Raw genomic sequence first — 19,272 nt, 5'->3', positions numbered from 1 at the left:
TCTCATTGCGCTTAGTTACGCTTGTAAATTAAATAAAGTCCTTTCAGTGTTAAAAAAGGATCCACTTTATCAATAACTGCGGATTCATCGGCAATCAGCGGAGCCATGCCTCCGGTTGCAATCACTTTCGGCTGCTGTTTGCTCTCCGCTTTCATGCGTGCCACAATGCCTTCTGCCTGTCCCACATAGCCATAGACAATTCCGGACTGCATAGCAGACACCGTATTTTTTCCTATAACACTGGCTGGCCGGGCAATTTCGATGCGCGGCAATTTCGATGCCCGGCTATACAAAGCCTCGGTTGAAATGTTGATGCCCGGGGCAATGGCACCTCCCATATACTGCCGGTGCTCATTGATATAGCAGTAGGTAGTTGCTGTCCCAAAATCCACAATAATTAACGGAGCCCCGTATTCTTCAATGGCAGCGACCGCATTGACTATCCGGTCCGCACCTACTTCCCGCGGATTGTCGTATTTTATATTCAAGCCGGTTTTCACACCCGGGCCCACAATCAATGGTTTGATGTGGAAATATTTTTGGCACATCCGTTCCAAAGCCGCCATGATCGGCGGAACAACTGAAGACATGATGATGCCATTGATCGAAGCAAACGCTAATCCAGCATCAGTTAACAGCGCTTTCAACTGCATGCCGAATTCATCTTCTGTTTTGTGGCGGTCTGTTTCCAAGCGCCAATGGTGCAAAAGTCGATCTTGGCCGTAAACCCCCAATACAATATTGGTGTTTCCGACATCCATTACTAAAATCATAATTGCGCCCTCGCTTATTCAGGATTTTCCAAAACATCATACCATATTTTCAGAGAAATAAGAAAAGCGTTAGGACCTATATAAAGAGAGCGGGATAATAAAAAAGCTGCCCGTCCCTTTGAGGGAACAGACAGCTTTAGTTGTTTTGCTTATTTGCGTTCTTCTTGAATCGGGCCTGAAGCGCTTCCGGAAGTACTTCCTTCTTTCGGCAAATCTCCTGATGATGGATCATTAGGAGCGCCTGTTACGTCAGGAGTTTCATCCTTCGTCAAATCCACGCCTTCTTTTTCAAAATCGCCATTCAATGCTTCGTATGAACGTTCAGGAAGCGTGCCGTGTTCTTTCAAGTGAAGAATTTGGGCAGCATCCAATGTTTCAACGTCAAGCAATGTTGTAGCAATCAAATCAAGAAGATGTTTGTTTTCAGTCAAAATTTCTTTTGTACGGATATACTGCTCTTTGATAATGCGTTGGATTTCTTGGTCGATTTCAAACGCAATCGCATCCGAGTAGTTTTGTTCTGAGTTAAAGTCGCGGCCCAGGAAGACGTTCCCGCCTTGTGCCTGACCGAATTGGATCGGTCCGATCTTATCGCTCATCCCGTATTCTGTAACCATGCTGCGCGCAATCGCTGTTGCACGCTGGAAGTCATTATGGGCGCCGGTTGACACTTCACCGAAGATAATATCTTCAGCTACACGGCCGCCGAGCAATCCAGCAATTTTGTCCAGCAATTCCGGTTTCGTCATAAAGTAACGATCTTCTCTTGGAAGCATGACGGCGTATCCGCCGGCTTGTCCGCGAGGAACGATGGTCACTTTATGGACAATGTCCGCGTCATCCAAAATTAGACCTACGACTGTATGTCCAGATTCATGGAAAGCCACGATATTGCGTTCTTTTTTCGAAATGACCCGATTCTTTTTAGCAGGACCTGCAATTACACGGTCTGTTGCTTCATCAATATCGGACATATCAATTTTGAGTTTACTGCGGCGAGCTGCAACAAGTGCCGCTTCGTTCAATAAGTTCTCTAGATCCGCACCTGAGAATCCAGGTGTACGCTGCGCAATTGCTTTCATATCCACTGTCGGATCAAGCGGCTTATTGCGTGCATGGACTTTCAATACTTCTTCGCGTCCTTTAACGTCTGGGCGGCCAACTGTGATCTGGCGGTCAAAACGGCCAGGACGCAGAAGAGCAGGATCCAGAATATCCGGACGGTTTGTTGCTGCAATGATGATGACGCCTTCGTTTGCGCCGAAGCCATCCATTTCAACAAGCAATTGGTTCAATGTTTGTTCACGCTCATCGTGTCCGCCGCCAAGACCAGCTCCACGCTGGCGTCCAACTGCATCAATTTCATCGATGAAAATGATACACGGAGAATTTTTCTTCGCGTTTTCGAAAAGGTCACGAACCCGGGAAGCCCCGACTCCGACAAACATCTCTACGAAATCCGAACCACTGATGGAGAAGAACGGCACGCCTGCTTCACCGGCAACTGCACGAGCCAATAAGGTTTTACCGGTACCCGGAGGCCCTACAAGCAAAATCCCTTTTGGAATGCGTGCGCCGATATCGGCGAATCTGCGTGGATCTTTCAAGAAATCAACAACTTCGACAAGTTCCTGTTTCTCTTCGTCTGCTCCAGCAACATCGTTGAAGCGGACTTTGTGTTTCTGGTCGTCATACAGCTTCGCTTTACTTTTCCCGAAGTTCATCACTCGGCCGCCACCGCCGCCTTGTGATTGGTTCAGCAAGAAGAAGAAAAGAATGAAGATAATAATGAATGGAATGATCCCTGTGAAGAAAGAAACCCAGCCGCTTGTCTGCGGAGCTTTCAAGTAGTCAACGTCGACTCCCTGATCTGTGGCAATTTCATCAATTTTTGTTATCACTGCTTCATTTTCCATTGGAATATTCGTAACAAATGACTGGTTTTCGTCATAGCCTTGAAGTTTCCCTGTTACTTCGTAAACATTGGCATCCGGCTGGATGGTCACTTCAGTGACGGTTCCATCTTGCAATGCCTCCAAAAAGTCGTTGTATCCTATATTTTCAGTCGGTTGGGCGCTGTTGTTGAACGTTCCCAAAATCCCGATAATCACTAGGAAAATCAGTAAATAAAATATGGTGTATCGAAATATTCGATTCATTCCAAGCCTCCTCACAAAGTTTCCCAAAACTATACTAAATACTAACATAGGAACATTTCAGCATACAACGAAAAGCTCTTGGCTTCCCTACTGAATTAACGGTTTGTGAACTTCTGTTGACTATTCTTGGTCTTCGCTATACACCGACGGTTTTAAAATCCCGATATAAGGCAGGTTGCGGTACTTTTCTGCATAATCCAGGCCGTATCCGACAACAAATGCATCCGGCACTTCAAATCCGATATAATCCGCTTTCAAGTCTACTTTCCGGCCTGACGGCTTATCAAGAAGCGTAACAATTTTAATCGAATTTGCTTTCCGGTATTTAAATAGATCCACCAAATAACTGAGTGTCAATCCACTGTCAATAATATCTTCAATGATAAGAAGATCGCGGCCTTCCACGCTGGTATTCAAATCTTTTACGATTTTCACTTCTCCTGAAGAAACCGTCGCATTGCCGTAGCTCGAAACATCCATAAAGTCCATTTCTACGTAGCAGTCAATACGTTTCATCAAATCTCCCATAAATGGCATGGCGCCTTTTAATACCCCAATTGCCAACGGGTATTTGTCCTGATAATCACGGGTCAATGTTTCCCCTAATTCCCGCGCTTTTTCCTGCAGGCGTTCTTCTGAGATTAATATTTCTTCAATGTCTTTCTCTAGCATGGTGGACCTCCTATAATCCGCTTTTTGCGATCTTAACTTTTTGTTCTATCAATACCCAGTTATCTTCATCGCGCTTTACCCGGCTGAAGAAATTTGACGGGCGCAAACCTGGCACAAACAATACTTCGTCATTTTCAGTCGCAATGACCGGCCAGTCACCTCTCAAAGCGAGAGGTACTTTTTCATCAATCATCAAGCGCGCCACTTTTTTCGAATGTTCCATTCCGGGAAGCTGAATGCGGTCGCCAGGCTTGCGGCTTCTTGCAAGCAACCGGATTCCGCCGTTTGAAGAAAAATACCAGAACACGCAGCCTTTTGCGGGTTCCGCAAGAGGTAGTGGAACTGCCTTGTAGCGATACCCCTTTAATTCCCTCGACCATTCAGCTGAAATGGAAGAAACTTCTTGATCCGCGGCTTCTCCAATCGGATGGCGGCTGAAAAAAACCGAGTCGTATTGGCGAACCATCATACAATTTTGCGGCAAATGTAAAAAAACAGTACCGGCTGAACCTTGCATCACTTCCTGCACTTGTTCGACCAACTGCCTTGTGATTACGACTTGCTGTTCATTATATAGATAGTTTAATAGTAGTAGAACCATTCTTTTTTGTAAAGCAAGTGCTTCTTTGCTAAAACTTTCAGCCGAAAGCCCAAGGCCATTGTCCTCATAGCGGATCATCCGGTGCAGCTTTTCTTCAGCCAGCTCCATTAAAAACTGCTGATCTTGCTGCATCATGCCCGCCAATTCGGCAAATTGTTCCGAAACCATCCGGTTTTCTTTTTTCAGCAGCGGCACCACGGTATGGCGCAGCCGGTTTCTTGTATAGAGTTCTTCTGCATTGCTGGGGTCTTCCCGGTGCACAAGGGCATGTTCTTTTGCGTATTGCTCAATTTCTTCCCGGTTAACCGCAAGCATCGGCCGGATCAGCTCCCCCCCTCCAAAAGGGCGGCGCTGCGGAATGCCAAAACTTCCATATTGCAGCGTGCCTCTTAACCCCGACATTAAAATGGTTTCAAGCTGATCATCTGCATGATGCGCTGTCGCGAGTTTCGCTGCACTCATTTCTTCCATGACTTCCTTGAAATAGGCATATCGCTGTTGCCGGCAAACCTGCTGCTTATTGCCGCCGTCCCTTTCCAGAATGCCCGGAATCGGAATATCCCGGCTAAAGCAAGGAATTTGCATGGCCTGGCAAAACGCTTCGGTAAACAAGCGGTCTTGCAGCGATTCTTCTCCCCGGAGCATGTGGTTGACATGGACCGCACAGACAGAAATGCCAAGAAGGCGTTCATTCGATTTCAAAAAATGCAGCATCACCAGCGAATCGATGCCGCCGGAACAGCCGATAAGCACCTTATCCCCCGGCACAAGCAAACGATGCTTTTTTATATAATCCATCATTTTCTTGTGGAATTTCTTCATGCGGACACCTCGTTTGCTGTTCTTCCTTATAATTATAAGCTTTCCCGAAAAAACTTTTCAAATTGCAATTGACACTTTAAATGTTCGATAGTATGATATTAAATGTTCGTTTAAACAAGGCGGCGTAGCTCAGCTGGCTAGAGCGTACGGTTCATACCCGTAAGGTCGGGGGTTCGATCCCCTCTGCCGCCATTATAGATTGATGAAAAGCAGCATCCTTTCAAAGGATGCTGCTTTTTTTATGCAAAAATTCATCAATTTGGCCGCGGTGATGGGCATCATGCTGCAGGAATCCCGCTACATAAGAAGACACCGTCGTTTCACGGCTGGCAACTTTAAAAGCCGCATTCCACTGGATTTCATCCAATTCTTCGATGTCCTTCGCCAGGAGCGCCCGTTCCTTTTGGGCATGAGCCAACACTTCCGAAAACGCCAGTTGCTTGGCAGGCGCTGCCGCAGCTGCGTTAAAAGCGTCGACATCCGGAAAAGGCGCGACTTCCGCTCCGGCTTTCAGCAGCGGCAGGCGCTCTTCCCGGATAAACCGGTCCCATTCCGCCAAGTGCAGGATCATCTCAGCAAGTGACCATTTGCCTTGGGCGATCGGCGTGTGCGCATCCGCTTCGGTTTTTAAGGCCGTATTCAAGGAAGCCAGGTAGATTTCATATTCTTGATACGCTTCTAGAACTTGTTCTTTCCTGATGGCTCTCACACTCCTGACTTTGTTGATAAAAAAAACGCTCCCCGGATTGAGAAGCGTTCTACTTTAAATTGTTGAGCTGCGTTGAAGCATTTCCTTATGCTATTAAAACAGCTAGCAAGTTATCCTCTTCTTGCGCCGCGGCCACCACGTTTGGATTCTGTTGCGCGTTTCAATGAAGTCATGTTCTCTTCACTTTCCTTCAGGAATTTCGCCATTTTTGTTTCAAAATTCTCTTTAGGCGCGCGCTCAAATGAACGGTTGTTGCTTGGGCGAGGACGCTGCGGGCGTTCTGGACGCTGTGGAGCGCCTTCTGGCTGAGGTTTAGCTTTGCGGATAGAGAGGCCAATTTTGCCGTCTGCTTCCACATTCATCACTTTGACTTCGACCATTTCGCCTACTTTTAGATGATCGTTGATATCTTTGACATAATTGTCGGCGACTTCACTAATATGCACGAGGCCTGTTGCACCAGTCGGAAGCTGAACGAATGCTCCAAAATTTGTAATACCTGTTACTTTACCTTCTAACTTGCTGCCTACTTCAATCGACATAAAAAAAATGCTCCTCCTTAAAAATTAAGATGACACCGATTTGGGCCATATGCTTATTATAACGGGACTCTTCCCACTTTTTATTATAACCATCAAAAAAAGAGTGTCAACTGACTACTCTTTTTCATCCTCTTTTTCTTTGCTTTTTGATTTATCTTCAGGAACGGTGAAAATGATCTCCCCATCTTCTGATAAGAAGTATTCTTTCCGCGCCATTTTTCCGATATATTCATCGTCATTCAACAACAGAATCTGCTCGTTCAGCTGGGCTTGTTCTTGCTCCACCGCTTCCAGTTCTGCTAAAGCCTGCTCACGCGCTTGCTCTTTTTCTGAAATGGTCTGGGATTGGGCATAAATGGTGGTGCCAATCCAAATGCTCGCCATGACCACGATGACTGCAAAAACCGACAGCCTTCTCATCAAGCGGACTTTATGAGCTTCCCGCCGTTCAACCGAGCGGACATAGTCATTGCGAATTGAAGTGACTTCACCGGTTTCCACTTTTTTCTCTTTCTTCAAATTCACGACTTGTTCCCCCCCTTCGGTTACTTTGTAGCCATTATACACGATAACACCAAGGCTCGAAAACCCTAAAGTACAGAAGATTTTCCGAATTTTCCCTGCCTTTCGCAAAAACCCTTCACATTCCTTAGAATTACACTTTATTATTATTAATAAAAATTCTATTGACTTAATTTTTATGCAGTTTATAATATGAGTTACTATCTTAATATTCAATGAAATAAAGATTTATTATGATATTCCTGTATAACTCAATTAATAAATATACATTATTATTGAATAAATGAATGGAGTGTGAACGTATGGCAGGGTTGCTCTCGCTTTCAAACGGCGAATCATTTAAAGGGAAGTGGCATGGCAAAACAAGCGGCATTCAAGGGGAAATCGTCTTCTACACCGGCATGACCGGCTATGAAGAAGTATTAACCGACCCTTCTTATCAAGGACAAATCATCGTTTTTTCATATCCATTGATCGGCCAATACGGCATTCAAGCCGCTCATGTCCAATCGGGGAAAATCCAGGCTGCCGGCATTGTGGTCGCGGAATTATACGAAGGACCGGTTGAAAAAGGCGCCATGACTTTAAGTGAGTTTGCGGAAAATGCACAGGTACCGATTATTAGCGGTGTAGATACACGGTCTGTCATCCAAACCGTCCGCGAATTCGGCACGATGCCCGCCTATATGGGTCCTGGCTTTTCCGTTCCGGATTTCTGGAAACCACTGAAAACCAATTTCTTTTCAAACAGCATGCCGGAAGAAGACATCCAAGTGATCGGCAATGGAAACGTTCATATCGGCCTGGTCGATTTTCAGTACAAATCCTCAATTTTGGATGAACTGCTGAAGCGGGACTGCAAAGTAAGCATCATCCCCCACACCTTGCCGACAACAAAACTGGACGAGCTTCAACTGGACGGCCTGCTGTTTTCAAACGGACCGGGCGACCCGGCAGCCCTCACACCTCTGTTTCCTACATACCGTGACTGGGCAGAACGCTATCCGACATTCGGCATTTGCCTGGGGCACCAAGTGTTGGCGTCCTCTTTTGGCGCCAAGACGACTAAGCTGGCTTACGGCCACCGGGGAGCCAATCACCCCGTCATCAATATAGAAACACAAAAAGTCTCGATGAGTTCCCAAAACCACAGCTACGTTGTAGAAGATGCCAGCATCGGAGAAACGCCGCTGTCGGTTCTCTATCAAAACGTCAATGACGGCAGCGTCGAAGGGCTTCAGCATCCGGAACTTCCAGTATTGACAGTGCAGTTTCATCCGGAAGCTGCTCCCGGACCGGCTGAGCACCTTCAATTATTCGACCAATTCCTTTCCACGATACAACAGAAAAAGAAGGTGAAAATCCATGCCTAAAAAACAGGACGTAAAAAAAGTGCTGGTGATCGGCTCGGGCGCCATTGTTATTGGCCAGGCAGCTGAATTCGATTATTCCGGCACGCAAGCTTGCCTCGCTTTAAAAGAAGAAGGCATCGAAGTCATTCTTGTCAACAACAACCCCGCGACCATCATGACCGACAAGACGGTTTCGGACAAAGTTTATTTCGAACCGCTCACGGTGAACAGCGTGGCTGCCATCATTGAAAAAGAACGCCCAGATGGTTTGCTCGCGACAGTTGGCGGCCAGACCGGCTTAAATTTAGCGATGGCTCTCTCCGATTCAGGCGTTTTATCCAAATATGGTGTCTCGCTTCTTGGCACCAATATCAAATCGATCAAGCAAGCCGAAGACCGGGAGCAATTCCGCTCGCTGATGAACGTACTAGATGAACCTGTGCCCGACAGCGACATCGTTTATTCAACGGACAGCGCTTTGGCTTTTGCCGCACAGGCCGGCTATCCGCTGATCGTCCGCCCCGCTTATACCCTTGGCGGCTTTGGCGGCGGCATCGCTCAGGACGAGACTGCCTACTTAACACTTGTGACCCAAGGGCTCAGTGCCAGCCCCATCCATCAATGCCTGGTCGAGAAAAGCATTGCCGGCTACAAGGAAATTGAATACGAAGTGATGCGCGACGCGAATGGCACTTGCATCACCGTCTGCAACATGGAAAACATGGACCCTGTCGGCGTCCACACCGGCGACTCAATCGTAGTCGCACCGAGCCAAACGATGACTGACCGGGAATACCATATGCTGCGTACTGCTTCCATCAACATTATCGAAGCGTTAGGAATTATCGGCGCCTGCAACGTGCAGTTTGCGCTTCACCCGGAAACTTCCGCTTATTATTTAATCGAAGTGAATCCGCGTGTCAGCCGTTCGTCCGCACTGGCATCGAAAGCGACCGGCTATCCGATTGCCAAAATTGCAGCCAAGCTGGCGATCGGCTATACGCTCGACGAATTGAAAAACCCGGTGACTGGCACCACATTCGCAAGTTTCGAACCGGCGCTTGACTATGTCGTGGTGAAAATTCCGCGCTGGCCATTTGACCAGTTCCAGACGGCCAACCGCAAACTCGGCACGCAAATGAAAGCGACAGGCGAAGTGATGGCGATTGAACGCAGCATGGAAGCCGCTTTCCAAAAAGCCATCCGTTCTTTGGATATTCCGCTGGACGGCTTCCGATTGCCGGCTCTTTCCGATATGGCGGATGCCGAATTGGAGAAATTGGCCATCGAAGCTGATGACCGCAGGCTTTTTGTGTTATTCGAATTAATGATTCGGGGCAAAAGCACGGGACAGCTGCACGAAATGACGGCCATCTCCCCTTACTTCTTATTTGTTTTGAACCGCATTGTGGAGGAATGGCGCAAGCTGCAGACAGAAACCTGGAACACCATGACGCATGCCCGTCTCCTTCAGGCAAAAACTTTGGGCTTCAGCGATCAGCAGCTTGCCAAGCTTTGGTCCATTCCTGTTTCGGAAGTCTGGGGGCAACGCAAAAGCTGGAATTTGCTTCCCGCTTACCGCGTGATCGACACATGCGCGGCGGAGTTCCGTTCACAGACAAATTATTTGTATTCCACTTGGAAAGGTTCTTCTGATGCACGTGCACTGAACGCTAAAAAAGTGGCGGTCATCGGCTCCGGCCCCATTCGAATCGGCCAAGGAATTGAATTTGATTATTGCTGTGTCCACAGCGTGCTGGCATTGCAAAAGCTGGGCTATGAAGCTGTAATGATCAACAACAATCCGGAAACGGTCAGCACCGATTATGAGATTGCCGACGCCTTGTATTTTGAACCGTTGACGGCGGAAGATATTTTAAACGTGCTGGATTTTGAAGGCATCACGCAAGTCATTGTCCAATTCGGCGGCCAGACTTCGCTGAATGTGGCGGCTCAATTGGAAGATGCCGGCATTACCGTGCTTGGATCGAGCGCCGATTTGCTCGATCAGATGGAAGACCGCGACCGCTTTTATTCGTTCTTGGAGTCGGCCGGACTTCCGGTCATTCCAAGCTTTACGGCAAACAAGGCAGCAGAAGTTCCAGGTTATGCCGCAAAGCTAGGCTATCCGGTGCTCCTTCGTCCTTCCTACGTTATCGGCGGCAAAGGCATGATCGTGCTGCACAATGAAGCGGAGCTTACACAATGGCTCACGCATACCGCGATGGAATTCCCGGTTCTCGTGGACCATTTCATCACCGGCAAAGAAGTGGAAGCGGATATTCTAACGGACGGTGAACACGTCTGGGTGTCTGCTGTGTTTGAACATACCGAAGGCACAGGCGTCCATTCAGGCGACAGCATTTCCATCACGCCTCCTATTTCACTGACTGCACAAGCGCTGGAGAAGCTTACGGCCACTGCCGAGCACATTGCCCGCAGCATGAAGTACACCGGCTTGTTCAACATCCAGTTTGTCTATGAAGGCGACCAGCTGTACGTCATGGAAATCAATCCGCGGGCTTCCCGCACCGTACCGATCAGCTCAAAAGCAACAGACGTTCCGCTTGTCCAGCTGGCAACCGCGTTGATGCTTGGTACCCCGTTTAACGAACTCGGCATTGAAGAACAATACAATGGGCAGCCGCAATATACCGTGAAAGCACCCGTGTTTTCCCATATTAAGCTCCCTGGATTGTCGCCGGTGCTGTCTCCTGAAATGATGTCGACCGGCGAAGTCATCGGCCAAAGCACGGATTCGGCCGTTGCCATGCAAAAAGCGCTTGACGGTGCTTCCCAGCAATTGGCCGCCCTTCAAGGCGGCGGCACGGTCTTCATCACCGAAGCTTCCTTGGCGCAAATCGACCCACAGTTCTGGGAGCAGCATGGTTTCAGTTTCTGCACCGAAGCGAGCCTGCCTTTTGAGCAATGGCTGAAAACTGCCGATAAAAAAGCTTATATCGATCTGACGCCGGACCCGGACGCCAGCCAAGCTGCACAAGCCGCTATCCACCGACTGCATGTGTGGACGCGCAAAGAAACGGTTATTGCTTTTCAAGAACACGTCAAGGCCATTTACGGATCAACGAAAGGAGTGCTTGTTAAATGACCATTGCATTGCCGCTCGCACCGCAACTCGTTCAAAACCATCTGTTATCGTTAAAAGATTACAGTTCCGCTGAAATTTTGGATTTGCTGTCGCTGGCAGCCGACTTAAAAAAACCGGAAAACAAATACTTGCCTTTATTGGAAGGCAAAGTGCTCGGCATGATTTTCGAAAAATCATCGACCCGCACACGCGTTTCATTTGAAGCAGGCATGCTTCAGCTTGGCGGGCATGCCATGCACCTCAGCACCCGCGATATCCAGATGGGACGCGGTGAAACCATTGCCGACACGGCAAAAGTGCTATCCGGCTATTTGGACGGCATCATGATTCGCACGTATCATCAGGACACCGTCATGGAATTGGCCGAGCATAGTTCTGTGCCCGTTATCAACGGCCTGACGGATGACTTTCACCCTTGCCAGGTACTTGCTGACCTGCTGACTATCCAGGAACATTTCGGTACAGCTGCCGGCAAAAAAATGGCCTATATCGGAGACGGCAACAATATGGCGAACTCGTTGATGATCGGCGCTGCTAAAGTGGGGATGGACATCTCCATCGCGGCTCCTGCGAAATATGCACCCAAACCCGAAATGGTGGCACTGGCCCAGGAAATCGCCCAAGGAACAGGCGCCAACGTTCACGTAACGACAGATCCGGTAGAAGCCGTAAAAGACTGTGACGTCATCTACACCGACGTCTGGGCCAGCATGGGGCAGGAACAAGAGGCACTTGAACGCATGGAGCATTTCAAAGGATTCCAAGTCAACGAAGCGCTTGCCGCACATGCCCACGAAGATTACATCTTCATGCACTGCTTGCCGGCACACCGGGAAGAAGAAGTGACTACCGGCATTTTGGAAGGATCGCATTCCGTTGTCTTCCAGGAAGCTGAAAACCGCTTACACGCACAAAAAGCGCTGCTTGTTGCACTCATGGCAAACTAATCCATACAAAAAAGCGGTTCCGGAAGCATTGGCTTCCGGAACCGCTTTTTTCAACTCTCACGCTTCGTCATCGATGAATTCAGGTTCCACTTTTTCAAGCTTTTCTTCTTTCAAGATGGTGTACATATTGGCAGTCTCTTCTTTTCTTGCGTTTTCTTTTAATTGTTCTACCCTTACTGTTACTACTTTTTGGCCAAAACGGATTTGCAGTTCATCGTTTTCTTTTAACACGGAACTGGCTTTTCCTTTTGTGCCATTGATGGTGATGCGGCCTTGGTCGGCCACTTGTTTAGCGAGCGTCCGGCGTTTGATCAAACGGGACACTTTCAAAAATTTATCGAGTCGCATAGCTCAGTCTTCCTTTCTTGCCATAGCTTTGGCTTCGTTCCAGAATTGGTCAAGCTGGTCGAGCGAATAATCGCTGAAATCGCCGGTGCCTTCCTGTACGCGTTTTTCCACGTGGCGGAAGCGCTGCTGGAATTTGCGGTTGGCATGCACCATTGCTTCTTCCGGCGACAATTCATAGAACCGGGCAATATTCACCAGGGTGAACAGCAAATCGCCGAGTTCATCCAACTGGCGGTCTTTAGAACCTTTCGCCAGTTCCGCTTGAAATTCCTGCAGCTCTTCTTCGAATTTCTCCCAGGCCCCTTCTGCATCCGACCAGCTGAAGCCGACTTTCGCAGCTTTTTTCTGGTAGTTGTAAGACGTAATGAGTGACGAACTAAAGCGCTCCTGGCCGTCTAAAATCGACTCGACTGCCGGTTTTTCCTGCGCTTTGATGGCTTGCCAGTTGGCTACCACTTCATCGGCATCTTTCACTTTGACATCTCCGAAAACATGCGGATGGCGGCGGATCATTTTCGAACTGACGGCCGACAAAACATCTTCAAGCTGGAAGTAGCCATTGTCCTGACCGATTTGGGCATGCAGGAATACTTGCAGCAGCACATCGCCCAGTTCTTCGGCAATGGCTTCGTCATCCTGTTCTTCAATCGCCTGGATCAGCTCATGGGCTTCTTCCAGCAAATAAGGGCGCAGCGACTCATGCGTCTGTTCACGGTCCCATGGACAGCCTTCAGGGCTTCTCAGCTGCGCCACGATGCTGCGGAACGTCTGCCATTCCTTCAAGCGGGTGAGCTGATCTTTCGCCGGCGGCACGTAAACCGTCGTCAAATTGTTCACTTCCGCGGCACGGTCGAGTTCATACAGCGGCACCGTGCGCAGGATTTCGTCCGCTGAACCGGCTGCGGTGACAATGGTCACCGGATAATCTTCCGGATATTTTTCCATCAGTGTCAGTTTAACTTCCGAAGCGCTGAACGAATCATACACTTGGGCAATCAAAATATGCTGGGTCATGTTGACGTCGTCGCTTTTCATCTCGGTGCCGTCGAGAAGCTGAAAGCCTTCAATCGGATCGATGCGCAGCGCACCGAACAAAGCATCCAGAAAACTATGTCCTCCTTCAATCGACAAGTGGCAAGCTCCCGCTTTCTCAGCTTCGATTAAATTTTGGACGGTCTGTTCGGCGACAAGCGGATGCCCCGGCACTGCATAAATGACGGATTGGTCTTTTGAATACGCCACCAGTGTATCGGCAATTTCTGCGTATACCGGCGCAAACGTATCGTGTTTTTCGTAAACGGCATCGAACGACGTGAATTCCACACCTTCTGCTGCCAATTCTATCAGCACCGGGTGGTCCTGGGTGCGGACATATAAGTTAGTAGCTTTTTTTAATTTCTTGTAAACGCCAAGCGGCAGTTGATCTAAATCTCCTGCGCCCAGCCCAATTACTTGTATCGTGTTCATCTTTGCCCTCTTTTCTGTTGTCGGATTTTCAACTGGAGACCGGCCAGCTTCCGGCCGAACGGGATAATGTACCATTCTTTCTCGGTAATGATCCGGCTCTTGGCAATCAGCAGCAGGAAGACGGCTGCACCAAGCGGCACCGCCGTCAACGAAGTCAACAAAGCGGACAGCCGGCTGGCGGCACCGTCAAATAACACCATATCCGATAAAAGAGCCCAGCCGACAACGGCAATGCCCATGGCTGCCGCGGACAAGCCAAGCCAGCCGTAGTAACGGGCCGGTGCAAAACGGATCGGCCACACCCGTTTAAAGTACTGAAGCAGGCCGATGACAATAAATGCTAGACCTAAATTCCCGGCAACTGCTGCGCCTGTTACTTCCCATAGCGGCACCAGCAGCCAGTTGCCGGCGATTTTAATGATCAAGCCGCCGGTCAACAGCAGCGCCGGTACTTTGACTTTGCCTAAGCCATGAAGCATGGCGGTCATAATCAACAGCAGCGACATCCAGACGATCTGCCAGCTGAACACGATCAACGTCAGCGATTCATCCCGCGTCTGGAACAGCATTTCATTGACATAGGGCATGACGAAAGTCAGTCCGGCAGCTGCCGCAAACGCAAACAGAAATGAAATCCGGAACGCGAGCCCTGCGTACATCTGCGCTGAACGGCCACTTTCTTTTCTCGACATATGAGCCACAAGCGGCACAATGGTCAAAGCAAGCGACGTTGCAATCAGGATGCCGAATTGGACAAGCGGCTGGCCCCGGTCGTAAACGCCTTTTTGCTCCATGGCACGCGTCCGGTCCAGGCCGCTTTCGGTCAACAGCCGAAACACGGTGAACGAATCGGCCAATTGGAAAAACAGCAGAATCAGCGAACTCATGCTGATGCTGAGCGAAATGGCCGTCATGTTTTTAATGACCGGCCAAACGCGTAGCTTTGTGCTTGCCTGCACTTGAAACAACCGCTTGCGGAAATAGGCGACCAGTAGAACAACACCGGCGATTTCTCCGGCAACAGCACCAAACATTGCCATCTGCCCTGCAGCGTAAAGGGAAAATCCGCTTGAGATGACAATCCAGGTGCCCAGCAAAATGACCGTCACGCGAATCCCCTGTTCGGTAACTTGCGAATAGGCGACCGGCGCCATATCGTTGTTTGACTGGAAATACCCTTTTAACACAGCCAGCGGCGGCATTAACAGCACCGCAAAAGCTCCCACCTGCAGCAAGCCGCTTAAGTTCGCATCTCCCATCCACCCCGCCAAAAGATCCGAGCCAAAATACAGGCTCAAGAAAAACAGCGTCGAAATGACGGCAATAAACCCAAAAGCGATTTTCAGGATCGAACCGTGCTCTCGTTCATGGGAATCAGCCATCATTTTCGACACGGCAACAGCAAAACCGTAGGAGGTCCACGTGCTGAAAATGCCGATGAACGGATACACTTGCTGGTAAATATAAAAGCCCTGGTCCCCCACTAGATTTTGATAAGGAACCCGGTAAACGGCGCTGAGCAGCTTAACGATTAGGCCCGCCATCGTCAAAAGAACAGCGCCTTTCATAAATGTCTTCATGGTTCCTTCATTGGCCAACAGGCTTCACTCATTCCCTGTTCAAAATTAACTCACCGTTTTTTCTTCGCGGAGCGATTCCGGAATCAATTTCATCATGCCTTCCAGCACATCAAATGGATGGTGCTTGCCGGATTTGTTTTCATCAATGGTCATGACCAATTGCTGGCCCGACATGCTGAATCCGACTGCACGTCCGTAAGCTGCTGATTCTTCCACCAGCTTGCCGCCATTAACGGCAGCGGTGCCGTCTTCAGACAAGCGGATCGAAATGAGCTTGCCGTTTTGTTTGATCGTTTCGACGCCGGTCTGGCGCGCCCAGATTTTCATGCGGGCAATGCGCAGCAGGCGGTCTGTTTCAATTGGCATATCGCCGAAGCGGTCGATCAGTTCGTCTTGCAGTTCGGCCACTTCCTCCACCTCTTCAATGCCTTTGACGCGTTTGTACATCTGAATTTTCTGGTAGCCGTCGCCAATATAGCTGTCCGGAATATAAGCATCAATATCAAGCGAAATCTCCACTTCCGGAATTTTTTCCTTTTTCATGCCCGTCCGGCGTTCTTCAATTGCCTGCTCAAGCATTTGCGAATACAAATCAAAACCGACTGAATCGATAAAGCCGTGCTGTTGTGAGCCGAGCAGGTTCCCGGCACCCCGGATCGACAAATCGCGCATGGCAATTTTGAAGCCGGAACCGAGTTCGGTAAATTCCTTGATGGCCATCAAGCGCTTTTCAGCGACATCGGTCAGCACTTTGTCGCGCTGGTACATGAAATAAGCGTAAGCGACACGGCTTGAACGGCCGACGCGCCCGCGCAATTGATACAGCTGCGACAAGCCCATGCGGTCTGCATTATGGATGATAAGCGTATTGACGTTCGGGATATCGATGCCCGTTTCAATGATGGTCGTGGTTACCAGGACGTCGTAATCGCCGTCGAGGAAACCGAGAATGACCGATTCAAGTTCCGTTTCGGACATTTGGCCGTGGGCATAGCCGACCCGTGCTTCCGGCACCAAGGATTGGATTTCTTCCACTTTGCGAGTCATATCGTCCACCCGGTTGTACAAGAAAAATACTTGGCCGCCGCGCGCCATTTCCCGTTCAATTGCCTCGCGGACAAGTGCGCCGTTGTATTCCATGACATAGCTTTGTACCGGGAAGCGGTTTGCCGGCGGTGTTTCGATGACAGATAAATCACGCACACCGATCATCGACATGTGGAGTGTCCGCGGAATCGGCGTTGCCGTCAAGGTCAAGACGTCGACATTCGTTTTCATTTGCTTGATCTTTTCTTTATGGGTGACCCCAAAGCGCTGTTCTTCATCAATGATCAACAAGCCCAAATCTTTGTAGGCCATGTCTTTTGACAGGATCCGGTGTGTGCCGATAACGACATCAACCGAGCCATTCTTCAAACCTTTCACCGTTTCGGTCTGCTGCTTCTTGGAACGGAAGCGGCTCATCAGCCCGACCGTAATCGGGTAGTCTTTGAAGCGTTCGCTCATCGTCTCAAAATGCTGCTGGGCGAGAATGGTCGTCGGCACCAAAAAGGCCACTTGTTTGCCATCAAGCACCGCTTTAAACGCCGCCCGTATCGCCACTTCGGTTTTGCCATATCCAACGTCGCCGCAGATCAAGCGGTCCATGGGCCGCTCTTTTTCCATATCGCGTTTCACTTCGTTGATGGAGCGCAGCTGGTCAACCGTTTCTTCGTACGGGAATTCAGCTTCGAACTGACGCTGCATGTCCTGCTCTTCCGTAAATGCATAGCCTTTTAGCGCTTCGCGTTCGGCATACAGTTTGATCAAGTCGTCGGCAATGTCCTGGACAGCGGCCGACACTTTGCGGTGTGTCTTTTTCCATTCCGCGCCGCCCATTTTATGGAGCTTCGGTTCTTTTTCTTCTGACGCAATGTATTTCTGGATCAAATCGATCTGGTCGACCGGCACGAACAATTTGTCATCCGCTTTATAGATGATATGCAGGTAATCCTTATGGACGCCGCCGATTTCCAGCGTTTCAATGCCAACATAGCGGCCGATGCCGTGATGGATGTGCACGACATAATCGCCCGGTTTAATTTCCGAATAGCTCTTGATGCGCTCAGCGTTGCTCAATTTCTGCGGGCGTGTTTTTTTCTTCGCCTGTTTTTTAAACAATTCCCCGTCCGTCAAAATGGCCAAGCGCTGCAAAGGCATCTCAAACCCGCCGGACAGATCGCCGTCCACCAAATACATCTTGCCGCCTTGGATTTTCGTAGACGCGGTCACAATTTCCGCTTCCATATCATAGTCTTCCAGCACGGAGCGGACTTTCTGTAAGCGCTCCTGGCCTTCGGCAATGATAAACACTTGGAATTTCGCCTGTTCCCAGCGTTCCGCTTCTGTTTTCAATAAATTCATCTGGCCATGGAACGATTGCATCGGACGGCAGGAAAACGTAATGGAATTTTTCACTTGTATGGAAGGGAAGGTCCGGACAAACAAGGACAGAAACGCCATTTTTTGTTTGATTTTATTTAAAACCTCCCGGAAGGAATAAGACAGGCGCAAATTGTGCAGGAATTTCCCTTCTTCCAAAAGCGAGACGATCCAGTCGCCTTCTTCACGTTCCAAGGTATCGGTCATTTCCTGGATTCGCCCAAGTTCATCAAATAAAATGACGCCATTTCCCGGGAAATAATCGCTTAAACAAGCCGACTGCGATTCAACGAGTGCCGCATATTTGGCAACCTGATCCGGTACATTGCCTTCACGCAGCAGCGTAATATCGTGTTGGATATGTTGAAGCAGCGCTTCTTTTGTATCTTCTGCTTTTAGTTTCTTTAAGGAAGCCGCCAATTGGGCTTCCAGCTTTTCTGCCAACGCCAGCTGCTGGGCTTTGGACAGCACCAGTTCATTGGCCGGCAAAATGCACAGCGATTTCATTTTTTCAAGAGAGCGCTGGTCTTCAGCGGAAAACAGCCGAATGGAATCCACTTCCGTATCAAACAGTTCGATGCGGGCCGGATGTTCAAAGTTCAACGGATAGATGTCGAGAATTCCTCCGCGCAAGGCAAATTCCCCCGGCGTCGTTACCATCGGGGTACGGGAATAGCCCATTGCGACCAGCTTTAACAGCCATTGATCGGTATCTAACTCTTCCCCTTCTGCTGTGCGCAGCGTGGAATTTTCCCATTGCTCGTGCGACGGCATCAACTTGCGCATTCCGGCAACTGGCGTAATATAGACCCCTTTCCCGACACTGTACATATGGTCAAGCGTATCCATTCGGTGTGCTCGCAGTTCAGGCCCGGAAAATGACACATCTGCCGCAATGAGTTCATCTGCCGGATAAAGATGGACCAGTTCTTCTCCCATTAATTTAACCAAATCATCGTAGGTGCGCTGCGCATTCAATAAATTCGGCGTCACAATCAATAAAGGCGCCTGCATGTCCGACCAGACCGTCTGGTAGAAGACAGGACGGGCACTGCCGGACAAGCCCGAAATCAAATGGTGGTCGCTGCCTTTTTTCAAATCAGCTATGAATTTCTGTATATGGGAATCCTCTGAAAACACCTGCAAAATTTGTTCCATTTAGATTCCTCCTTTCAAGGTAAGTGAGTAAATCAACCAGTATGGCGGAAACAGAAAAAAGCCCTGAACGCCAACAGCGCCAAAGCGAAT

Annotated in this window: 14 protein-coding genes and 1 tRNA gene; 4 read left to right on the top strand and 11 right to left on the bottom strand. The window is 49.1% G+C overall.

What is annotated here, in order from left to right:
• Positions 1–11: 11 nt before the first annotated feature.
• The 4 genes from QWY22_RS00350 to tilS all read right to left on the bottom strand — a co-directional run bounded on the left by QWY22_RS00350 (position 12) and on the right by tilS (position 5,027).
• Entirely contained in the window at positions 12–773 is a 762-nt protein-coding gene (locus QWY22_RS00350) for a type III pantothenate kinase (RefSeq protein ID WP_300982473.1), read from the bottom strand.
• Positions 774–922: 149 nt separating this feature from the next.
• Complete coding sequence (gene ftsH, locus QWY22_RS00345; protein ID WP_300982472.1) at positions 923–2,932, bottom strand: ATP-dependent zinc metalloprotease FtsH; 2,010 nt, start codon at positions 2,930–2,932, stop codon at positions 923–925.
• Between the two features lie 120 nt (positions 2,933–3,052).
• Positions 3,053–3,604: a hypoxanthine phosphoribosyltransferase gene (gene hpt / locus QWY22_RS00340; protein WP_036802159.1), complete on the bottom strand. Its 552-nt coding sequence runs from the start codon at positions 3,602–3,604 to the stop codon at positions 3,053–3,055.
• A gap of 10 nt (positions 3,605–3,614) precedes the next feature.
• Positions 3,615–5,027: a tRNA lysidine(34) synthetase TilS gene (gene tilS / locus QWY22_RS00335; RefSeq protein WP_300982471.1), complete on the bottom strand. Its 1,413-nt coding sequence runs from the start codon at positions 5,025–5,027 to the stop codon at positions 3,615–3,617.
• A 118-nt stretch (positions 5,028–5,145) separates the two neighbouring features.
• Between tilS and QWY22_RS00330 the strand changes: the two genes are divergently transcribed.
• A tRNA-Met gene (locus tag QWY22_RS00330) sits at positions 5,146–5,219 on the top strand.
• Between the two features lie 28 nt (positions 5,220–5,247).
• Here QWY22_RS00330 and QWY22_RS00325 read toward each other — a convergent pair.
• From QWY22_RS00325 to QWY22_RS00315, 3 genes are all read right to left on the bottom strand, one after another.
• Positions 5,248–5,736: a DinB family protein gene (locus QWY22_RS00325; RefSeq protein ID WP_300982470.1), complete on the bottom strand. Its 489-nt coding sequence runs from the start codon at positions 5,734–5,736 to the stop codon at positions 5,248–5,250.
• 110 nt (positions 5,737–5,846) lie between these two features.
• Positions 5,847–6,278, bottom strand: coding sequence for a S1 domain-containing RNA-binding protein (locus QWY22_RS00320; protein WP_036802157.1), 432 nt, complete (start codon positions 6,276–6,278; stop codon positions 5,847–5,849).
• Positions 6,279–6,392: 114 nt separating this feature from the next.
• The gene (locus QWY22_RS00315) at positions 6,393–6,803 is read right to left on the bottom strand and encodes an FtsB family cell division protein (RefSeq protein WP_300982469.1); all 411 of its coding nucleotides are present in this window, start codon (positions 6,801–6,803) and stop codon (positions 6,393–6,395) included.
• A 299-nt stretch (positions 6,804–7,102) separates the two neighbouring features.
• Here QWY22_RS00315 and QWY22_RS00310 point away from each other — a divergent pair, with 299 nt between their 5' ends.
• From QWY22_RS00310 to argF, 3 genes are read left to right on the top strand one after another with little or no spacing between them, the layout of a single operon-like run.
• Positions 7,103–8,173: a carbamoyl phosphate synthase small subunit gene (locus QWY22_RS00310; protein ID WP_300982468.1), complete on the top strand. Its 1,071-nt coding sequence runs from the start codon at positions 7,103–7,105 to the stop codon at positions 8,171–8,173.
• On the top strand, positions 8,166–11,261 hold the full coding sequence (gene carB / locus QWY22_RS00305; protein WP_300982467.1) for a carbamoyl-phosphate synthase (glutamine-hydrolyzing) large subunit: 3,096 nt from the start codon (positions 8,166–8,168) through the stop codon (positions 11,259–11,261). Before QWY22_RS00310 ends, carB begins: the two co-directional genes overlap by 8 nt.
• A complete protein-coding gene (argF, locus tag QWY22_RS00300; protein WP_300982466.1) occupies positions 11,258–12,208 on the top strand; it encodes an ornithine carbamoyltransferase in 951 nt (316 codons plus the stop codon). The genes carB and argF overlap by 4 nt, the downstream gene beginning before the upstream one ends.
• 57 nt (positions 12,209–12,265) lie before the next feature.
• Here the strand turns inward: argF and QWY22_RS00295 are convergent, their stop codons facing one another.
• Genes QWY22_RS00295 through mfd form a run of 4 tightly spaced genes read right to left on the bottom strand, consistent with a single transcriptional unit; the run spans position 12,266 to position 19,182 of the window.
• A complete protein-coding gene (locus QWY22_RS00295; protein WP_300982465.1) occupies positions 12,266–12,556 on the bottom strand; it encodes an RNA-binding S4 domain-containing protein in 291 nt (96 codons plus the stop codon).
• Between the two features lie 3 nt (positions 12,557–12,559).
• Positions 12,560–14,023 carry a bifunctional methyltransferase/pyrophosphohydrolase YabN gene (yabN, locus tag QWY22_RS00290; RefSeq protein ID WP_300982464.1) on the bottom strand — a complete coding sequence of 488 codons (1,464 nt, stop codon included), beginning with the start codon at positions 14,021–14,023 and terminating at the stop codon, positions 12,560–12,562.
• Positions 14,020–15,603 (bottom strand): putative polysaccharide biosynthesis protein, encoded by a 1,584-nt coding sequence (locus QWY22_RS00285; RefSeq protein WP_300982463.1) that lies wholly within the window; start codon positions 15,601–15,603, stop codon positions 14,020–14,022. The genes yabN and QWY22_RS00285 overlap by 4 nt, the downstream gene beginning before the upstream one ends.
• A 45-nt stretch (positions 15,604–15,648) precedes the next feature.
• Entirely contained in the window at positions 15,649–19,182 is a 3,534-nt protein-coding gene (mfd, locus tag QWY22_RS00280; protein ID WP_300982462.1) for a transcription-repair coupling factor, read from the bottom strand.
• Between the last annotated feature and the right edge of the window lie 90 nt (positions 19,183–19,272).

Origin of the sequence: Planococcus liqunii, assembly GCF_030413595.1 — a bacterium.
In the GTDB taxonomy this organism is placed as follows: Bacteria; Bacillota; Bacilli; order Bacillales_A; family Planococcaceae; genus Planococcus; species Planococcus liqunii.
Note: the sequence above shows the minus strand (reverse complement) of the source record. Positions and strands in the feature narration are given on the sequence as shown.